The organism is Streptomyces sp. NPDC050211, assembly GCF_040656035.1.
Taxonomy (GTDB): domain Bacteria; phylum Actinomycetota; class Actinomycetes; order Streptomycetales; family Streptomycetaceae; genus Streptomyces.
The window spans coordinates 1-7324 of sequence record NZ_JBFALC010000107.1 but is presented as its reverse complement, the minus strand read 5'-3'; the positions used below and the strand labels follow the sequence as shown (position 1 = coordinate 7324).

Here is a 7324-nt window from a genome sequence, read left to right as displayed (position 1 = left end):
CGTGGTTAATGGCCCGTGTTGCACGGCCACGATATCCCGCGCGGCGGGGCTTTTGCGGGGGGGGGCGGCCCTCGCCGCTGACTTCCGGGGGGCGACGCCGCCGATCACGACCAGTCGTTCCCGTGCACTCCGTGCAGCGCTCATGCTCATGCGAACACGCTACGGGGGCCGGGCATTTCACGCCCGTACCGCCTCCTCGTCTCCTCAGTCCTCGTCTTCTCCGCGGGGGCGCTCCGGTGCCGGGTGCGCCGTCGGGATCGGGCCCAGCGCGCTCATCGCGGGCGCGGGGGCCGGGCGGCGCGGCAGCCGGGGGCGGATCAGGCGCAGCCAGAGCAGGATGAGCAGGGCCGCCGCCGCGGCGAACGGCAGCACCGCCGCGATCACCACGCCGATCCAGCGCAGCACCGAGACGAACGCGTCCCAGCCGCCGGTGAGCGCGTCCACGAACCCGGGGTCGTCGTCCTCGGCGGCCTCCTTCTTCACGGGCGTCTCCGAGAGGGAGAGCGTGATGGTGGCCAGAGTCGTGCGGTCCTTCAGGGACGTCTGCTGGGCGAGAAGGGACTCCAGGTCGGCCTGGCGGGTGCTCAACTCGCCCTCCAGGGTGACCACATCGCTGAGCCTGGTCGCCTGGTCCATCAGCTCGCGGATCCGGGCGACGCTGGCGCGCTGTGACTTGATGCGGCTCGCCACGTCGACGACCTGCTCGGTGACGTCCTGCGCCTTCGCCGTGCGGTCGAGGAGCTTGCCCGCGCCCTCCAGGTCGGTCAGGACCTTCTCGTACTGGTCGACGGGCACGCGCAGGATCACGCGGGTGCGCTCGTTGCCCTTCTCGTCGCGGGTGGTGGTCTCGTTGCCGACGTAGCCGCCCGCGTTCTCGGCGGTCGTTCGGGCCTCGTCCAGGGCCTTCGGGACGTCCTTGACCTGCACGGTCAGTGAGGCCGTGCGGATGATGTGGCTCGCGGACAGTTTGGGCGGTGCGTCGGCCTTGGCGCCGCTCGCGTCGCTTTCGGTGCCCGCGGCGCCCTCCGCGCGCCCTTCCGGTGCCGCGGCGGCCGCGTCGCCGCCGCTGTCGCTGGTGGACTCGTCGTTCGCGCCGGTGCAGCCGGTGAGCGCGAGGGCGGCGGCCAGCAGGATGCCGGCCAGCGCCGGAACTGGTCGTACGGAACGTCGTGTGCGCATGTGCGGCTACCCCCCGAGGGTCGGTGACGACTGACATCACTTCGACGCCCGGGCGAGCCGGGACGTTGGCCGGTAACGGTCCCGAAGAGGTCACGGTCGGGACTCGTGCCGGACACCGGGGCGCGGACGGACTGTCAGTGGGGTCTGAGAGGCTGGGGACATGCGCGAAACGGAGACTCGTACGGGTGCGGGGCACGTCGTCGTCATCGGGGGCGGCGTCGCCGGGCTGGCCGCCGCCCACCGGCTGGTGCGCCGGGGGGCGCGCGTGACCGTCCTGGAGGCGTCGGACCGCGTCGGCGGCAAGCTGCTGCCCGGCGAGATCGCGGGCGCGCGCGTGGACTTCGGCGCCGAGTCGATGCTCGCGCGCCGCCCCGAGGCGGTGGCCCTCGCCCGCGAGGTGGGCCTCACCGACCGCCTCCAGCCGCCCGCCACCGCGTCCGCCGCGATCTGGACCCGCGGCGCCCTGCGCCCGATGCCCAAGGGCCACCTCATGGGCGTCCCCGGCACGGCCACCGCCCTGACCGGCGTCCTCTCCGACGAGGGACTGCGGCGCATCGAGCGCGACGCCGACCTGCCGCGCACCGAGGTGGGGGAGGACGTGGCCGTCGGGGCGTATGTGGCCGAGCGGCTGGGCCGTGAGGTCGTCGACCGTCTGGTGGAACCCCTGCTCGGTGGCGTCTACGCGGGCGACGCCTACCGCATCTCGATGCGCTCCGCGGTCCCCCAGCTCTTCCAGGCGGCCCGCACGCACCACTCGCTCACGGAGGGGGTCCGCGAGATCCAGGCGAAGGCAGCCGCCACCCAGCAGACCGGACCCGTCTTCATGGGCATCGAGGGCGGAGTGGGCAGCCTGCCGCTCGCCGTGGCGGAGTCGGTGCGCGAGCGGGGCGGCGAGATCGTCACCGGGGCGGCCGTCACGGAGCTGCGCCGGGAGTCCTCCGGGACGTGGCGGGTCGTCACCGGCGACCATGTCCTGCACGCCGACGCGGTGATCGTCGCCGTACCCGCTCCTGCCGCCGCCGACCTGCTGCGCGCCGAGGCCCCCGCCGCCGCGGCCGAGCTCTCCGCCGTCGAGTACGCCTCCATGGCGCTGGTCACCCTCGCCTACCGCCGCGCCGAGACCGCGCTCCCCGAAGGCAGCGGGTTCCTCGTGCCGCCGGTCGACGGGCGCACCATCAAGGCGTCCACCTTCGCCTCGCAGAAATGGGGCTGGATCGCCGACCGGAACCCGGACCTCGTCGTGCTGCGCACCTCCGTCGGGCGGTACGGAGAGACCGAGATCCTCCAGCGGGCGGACGACGAGCTGGTGGACGTATCCCGGCACGACCTCAAGGCGGCGACCGGCCTCGACGCGACCCCCGTCGAGACCCGGGTCACCCGGTGGGACGACGGCCTGCCCCAGTACCCCGTCGGCCACCACGCGCGCGTGGCCCGCATCCGCGAGCACGTGGCCAAGCTGCCGGGCCTGGCGGTGTGCGGAGCGCAGTACGACGGCGTCGGCATCCCCGCGTGCATCGCGAGCGCGTACGCCGCGGTGGACCAGATCCACGGTGACCTGCGTGCTGTGCAGGACCTCACCGCCCACCCGGTGCAGAGCCTGCACGGCGGAGCGGGAGAATGAGGGACATGAGTGACGACGCCCCCACCACCGAGTCCGCCAGGATCCCGAACAAGGGCAAGCTGGCCAAGGACCTCAACGAGGTCATCCGCTACACGCTGTGGTCCGTCTTCAAGCTGAAGGACGTCCTCCCCGAGGACCGCGCGGGCTACGCCGACGAGGTCCAGGAGCTGTTCGACCAGCTCGCCGCGAAGGACGTGACGATCCGCGGCACGTACGACGTGTCCGGGCTGCGCGCCGACGCCGACCTCATGATCTGGTGGCACGCGGAGACCAGCGACCAGCTCCAGGAGGCGTACAACCTCTTCCGCCGCACCAAGCTGGGCCGCGCGCTCGAGCCGGTCTGGTCGAACATGGCGCTGCACCGCCCCGCCGAGTTCAACCGCTCGCACATCCCGGCGTTCCTCGCCGACGAGACGCCGCGCAACTACATCAGCGTCTACCCCTTCGTGCGCTCCTACGACTGGTACCTGCTGCCCGATGAGGACCGCCGTCGCATGCTCGCCGACCACGGCAAGATGGCCCGCGGCTACCCGGACGTCCGCGCCAACACGGTCGCCTCGTTCTCGCTGGGCGACTACGAGTGGATCCTCGCCTTCGAGGCCGACGAGCTGTACCGCATCGTCGACCTCATGCGTCACCTCCGCGCCTCGGAGGCCCGGATGCACGTCCGCGAGGAAGTGCCGTTCTACACGGGCCGCCGCAAGGACATCGGCGAGCTGATCGCAGGGCTCGCCTGATCAGCCATCCGCCGGGCTGATCAGGGCCTGCTCGACCTCAGCCCTTGTGCCGGGCGGCTGTCGCCTTGTCGGCGCGGTCGCCCGTCCGGGGCGGCTCGGCGGACTTCGTCTCCGGCTTGGGCTCCGGGTGTGCCTTGCACGCCGCGCGCCACAGCGGCAGACGGCCCTCCAGCAGATACGCGTCCAGGTGCCCGTTGACGCAGGCGTTCGGCCCGCCCGCGATGCCGTGCGTGCCGGAGTCCCGCTCGGTCACCAGCACCGAGCCCGACAGCCGCCGCTGCAATTCGCGGGCGCCGTCATAGGGCGTGGCCGCGTCCCGCTCGGCGGCCAGGATCAGTGTCGGCGGCAGCTCGCCCAGCGCCGAGCTCACGTCGAGTGGCTGCTGCCGGGGCGCCGGCCAGTAGGCGCACGGCAGGTTGAGCCACACGTTGTCCCAGGTCTCGAAGGGCGCCACGCGCGCGAGTTGGGTGTTGTCCCGGTCCCACACCGCCCAGTCCGTCGGCCAGGGTGCGTCGTTGCACTCGACGGCCGTGTAGACGGCGCCCGAGTTCTCCTCCTCGGCCGCCGCCTCGGTCTGCGGTCCGGCGATGTCGATCAGCGGCTGCGGATCGCCCTTCAGATACGCCGACAGGGCGTGCGCGCGACCCGGCCAGTAGTCGTCGTAGTACCCGGCCGTGAGAAACGCGTCCTGCAGCTGCCCCGGCCCGACCTTGCCGCCCGCCGGCTTGTCGGCCAGCCGCGCCCGCGCCTTCTCGTAGTTGCGCAGCACCTGCTGCGGGGTGTCGCCGAGGGCGTACACGCGGTCGTGCTTGGCGATCCACTTCCGCAGATCCGCCCAGCGCCCCTCGAACGCGGCCGACTGGGCGAGGTTGTTGCCGTACCAGATCTGCTTCGGGTCCGGGTTCACCGGCCCGTCGAACACCATCCGCCGCACATGCGTGGGGAACAGCGTCGCGTACAGCGCCCCGAAGTAGGTCCCGTACGAGGCGCCCATGAACGTCAGCTTCTCCTCGCCCAGCGCGGCCCGCAGGACATCCAGGTCACGGGCGTTGTTGAGGGAGTGGTAGTGCTTCAGGGCGCTCCCCGACCGCTTGGCGCAGCCGCGCGCATACTCCTTGGCCTGCGCGATGCGCTCCTTCTTGTAGGCCTCAGAGGGGTACGTCGGCGACTGCGAGGGTGCCTTGAAGAACTGCTTGGGGTCCTGGCAGGACAGCGGCGCGGAGCGGCCGACGCCGCGCGGGGCGTAGCCGACGAGGTCGTACGCCCCGGCGATGCGCTTCCACTCGGGGAGCAGGCCGACCAGCGGGAAGTACATGCCCGAGGCGCCCGGCCCGCCCGGGTTGTAGACCAGGGCGCCCTGCCGGGGCACCTCGCGCTTGCTGTTGTGCGGGTCCTTGCGGGTCGCCCGCACGCGGCTGACGGTGAGCTTGATCTGCTTGCCGTTCGGCTGCGCGTAGTCGAGGGGGACGGTCACCGTGCCGCACTGCATGCGGCCCGGCATGTCCTGTCCCAGGGCGCACTTGCCGAAGTCGATCCCGGCCGCCTCGGCGCGCGCGGCGGCGACCGCGGTGCCGTGCAGCTCGCTCATGCCCGCGGCGGCCTCGGTGCCGCCGGCCGACGGGGCGGTGACACCGGCAAGGGCTGTCAGGAGCAAGGACCCGGCGGCCGAGTAGAGGGCGGGGGCTCTCATCAGGTATCCCTTCGGTGCACGGCAGCGACAGAAGGGATGTTTCGGTCGGCCGTCGGCGAAGGCAAGCACCGCCCGCCGGTGTCGGCGCCATTGCGCCCTATGCGCCCCCTGACGTGTCAGTGACGCCAGTAAGGATCACGGCGCCCGAAGGCCGCGCGCAGGTCCGGTTCGCCGATCGCGCGAACCCCGCGTACGGCGACGGAAGTGAGGTACGTACGGTCGTCAGCGGAGCCCGCGTGCAGGGCCAGGGCGCCCAGCAGGCGCTGCCCGGCCGGGGAGGCCCAGTGCGAGTACGGGTGCACTTCGATCCGCGCGATCGCCAGGCAGCTCAGGGTGAGGGTGAGAGGGAGCGCGAACCAGAGGGCGACCAGATTGCGCGGCAGCTCCGACGGAGCGGGCGTCAGCAGCGCGGCGGCGCCCAGCACGAGGACGGCCACCGCGGCGAGCCGCACCTGACGGACCGCGGCCCCGACGGACGTACGGGAGCCGAGGGGCACGGCGAGGCCCGCGCTGACCAGCCGGTCGGCGAGGCTGCCGACCGCGTCGGCGGCAGCGGCGGCGTCCCGCACCGGAGCGATCGGCGACTGCCCCTCCGGTCCGATGGCCCCGATCACCGAGCGCTCCATCTCGTCCCGCCCGCGCGGGTCGACGACCGTGGCCCAGCCCGTGTGCGCGAGGAGCAGCCGGTGCTGGCGGGCCATCGACACCAGCGTCAGATCGGCGACCCGGCGGGGGCCGCCGGACAGGAACGCCGCCTCGTACAGCGTCAGGTCGTGTCTGCGGCCTGCGGCGGCATGGGCGTCCGCGGCGGCCGTGCATACGGCGGCCAGGCACAACCGTGTGCACGATGTGCCGGCGGCGGCCCAGGCGAGCAGCAGAAGCAGCACCCAGAACATGGCACCATTTTGCGGCTAAACCGCCGCCGCTTTCGCGGACTTGGTTGCTCGCCGTGGGGGTTCCTCAATTAGTGGTTGCGGTTTTGGGGCGTTTCATCAGGGATCGCCGGGAATGCCCGGCGGTGGGCTGGTGGCCGCCGGTGGGAGCGAGTACGTCGGTGACGGCGGTGGGGTCAGTGGGATGACCGGGCCCGGGTCGGTGGTGGGACCGGGCGGGGCCGGGGAGGGGGTGAGTGGGGGAGTGCCGGCGGCGGCCATGTCGCGGGCGAGGGCGTCGAAGTCGACGTAACCCGTGGCCTCCAGGACCTTGATGTGGTCCAGCACGGTGGTGTTCGCGTCGTCGGCGAGCGCGCGGACCAGGGAGTTGCGGGTGCTCGCGCGGACCTGGGCGACTACGGAGAAGACCTTGCCGTGCGCCAGGCGCAGGATGTTCGCGAACTCGCGGTCGTACGTCACTCCCTGCGCCGCGTTGAGGGTGGCGAGCCATTCCTTCTGCTGGTCGGTGGGCTCGTTGGGCAGGGCGAGGTCGAGCCGGGAGGCGACGTCGCGCGCCCGTTCGTCCAGGAAGGCGTGGCCCTCGATGAGGTGCCGGCCCGCTGTGCGTACGGCCGGGGTGGTGCCCTTCTGCTGGGCCTGGCGGCCCGCCGGCAGCTCCCACAGGCCCGCGAGCCGGACCTTCGTGACGAAGTCGCGGTCCAGTCCCGACAGCGGTCCGAACCTCGTCGACACCGTCTCGGCGTTGAGGACGTCAACGCCGGTTCCCGATCGGTCGGTGTACGACCAGATCGGGAAGATCAGTGCGGCGAGGGTCGCTGCCAGGCCGGTGATGATCAGGCCGGTGCCGGTGAAGATGCCTCGGCCGTTGATCGGGGGGCGGGGTCGGGGTCGCATGGTGCCTCCTGCTTGCGGCACCGCACGTTAGTGCGCATTTGGTGCGGCGTTGGCATATTACTTCGCGGTCTACGCCAACTTCGGTATGCGGAGGCGGGGTTGGGGTGGGGTGGTGGGGGTCGTATGGGGGATTTGAGTGGTGGGCATATGGGGCGTAAAGGGGGCAAGGGTGCGGTTCTGGGGGTGAGGTGAGGGTGGGGTGTTATGTCCCGCACATTTGTGTCGTGCCCTGCGTCTAGGGGGCCGGGGGTGGGACGCGCGGCCCGGCGCTGACGGGGCGCCGCCTGCGCCCACCCGTGCCGCCCCAGGC

General features: G+C 72.3%; 6 protein-coding genes. 2 read left to right on the top strand and 4 right to left on the bottom strand.

Annotated features, from left to right (window positions below):
* Positions 1-204 precede the first annotated feature (204 nt).
* The gene (locus AB0I98_RS47015; RefSeq protein ID WP_362952238.1) at positions 205-1179 is read right to left on the bottom strand and encodes a DUF4349 domain-containing protein; all 975 of its coding nucleotides are present in this window, start codon (positions 1177-1179) and stop codon (positions 205-207) included.
* Positions 1180-1339: 160 nt separating this feature from the next.
* Between AB0I98_RS47015 and hemG the strand changes: the two genes are divergently transcribed.
* The gene (gene hemG / locus AB0I98_RS47010) at positions 1340-2800 is read left to right on the top strand and encodes a protoporphyrinogen oxidase (protein WP_362952237.1); all 1461 of its coding nucleotides are present in this window, start codon (positions 1340-1342) and stop codon (positions 2798-2800) included.
* Between the two features lie 5 nt (positions 2801-2805).
* Positions 2806-3537, top strand: a complete 732-nt coding sequence (hemQ, locus tag AB0I98_RS47005) for a hydrogen peroxide-dependent heme synthase (RefSeq protein ID WP_362952236.1) — start codon at positions 2806-2808, stop codon at positions 3535-3537.
* A 37-nt stretch (positions 3538-3574) separates the two neighbouring features.
* On the opposite strand, the gene AB0I98_RS47000 is transcribed toward hemQ, so the two are convergent.
* The 3 genes from AB0I98_RS47000 to AB0I98_RS46990 form a co-directional block, all read right to left on the bottom strand.
* Positions 3575-5227: an alpha/beta hydrolase gene (locus AB0I98_RS47000; RefSeq protein WP_362952235.1), complete on the bottom strand. Its 1653-nt coding sequence runs from the start codon at positions 5225-5227 to the stop codon at positions 3575-3577.
* A 116-nt stretch (positions 5228-5343) separates the two neighbouring features.
* Positions 5344-6123, bottom strand: coding sequence for a TIGR04222 domain-containing membrane protein (locus tag AB0I98_RS46995; RefSeq protein WP_362952234.1), 780 nt, complete (start codon positions 6121-6123; stop codon positions 5344-5346).
* 96 nt (positions 6124-6219) lie between these two features.
* Positions 6220-7014 (bottom strand): DUF4142 domain-containing protein, encoded by a 795-nt coding sequence (locus AB0I98_RS46990; protein ID WP_362952233.1) that lies wholly within the window; start codon positions 7012-7014, stop codon positions 6220-6222.
* Positions 7015-7324 lie beyond the last annotated feature (310 nt).

Bases quoted from the DNA above. Each gene is read 5' to 3' on its own strand.
- AB0I98_RS46995 (WP_362952234.1), bottom strand. From the start codon at position 6,123: ATGTTCTGGGTGCTGCTTCTGCTGCTCGCCTGGGCCGCCGCCGGCACA.
- AB0I98_RS47000 (WP_362952235.1), bottom strand. From the start codon at position 5,227: ATGAGAGCCCCCGCCCTCTACTCGGCCGCCGGGTCCTTGCTCCTGACA.
- hemQ (WP_362952236.1), top strand. From the start codon at position 2,806: ATGAGTGACGACGCCCCCACCACCGAGTCCGCCAGGATCCCGAACAAG.
- hemG (WP_362952237.1), top strand. From the start codon at position 1,340: ATGCGCGAAACGGAGACTCGTACGGGTGCGGGGCACGTCGTCGTCATC.
- AB0I98_RS46990 (WP_362952233.1), bottom strand. From the start codon at position 7,014: ATGCGACCCCGACCCCGCCCCCCGATCAACGGCCGAGGCATCTTCACC.
- AB0I98_RS47015 (WP_362952238.1), bottom strand. From the start codon at position 1,179: ATGCGCACACGACGTTCCGTACGACCAGTTCCGGCGCTGGCCGGCATC.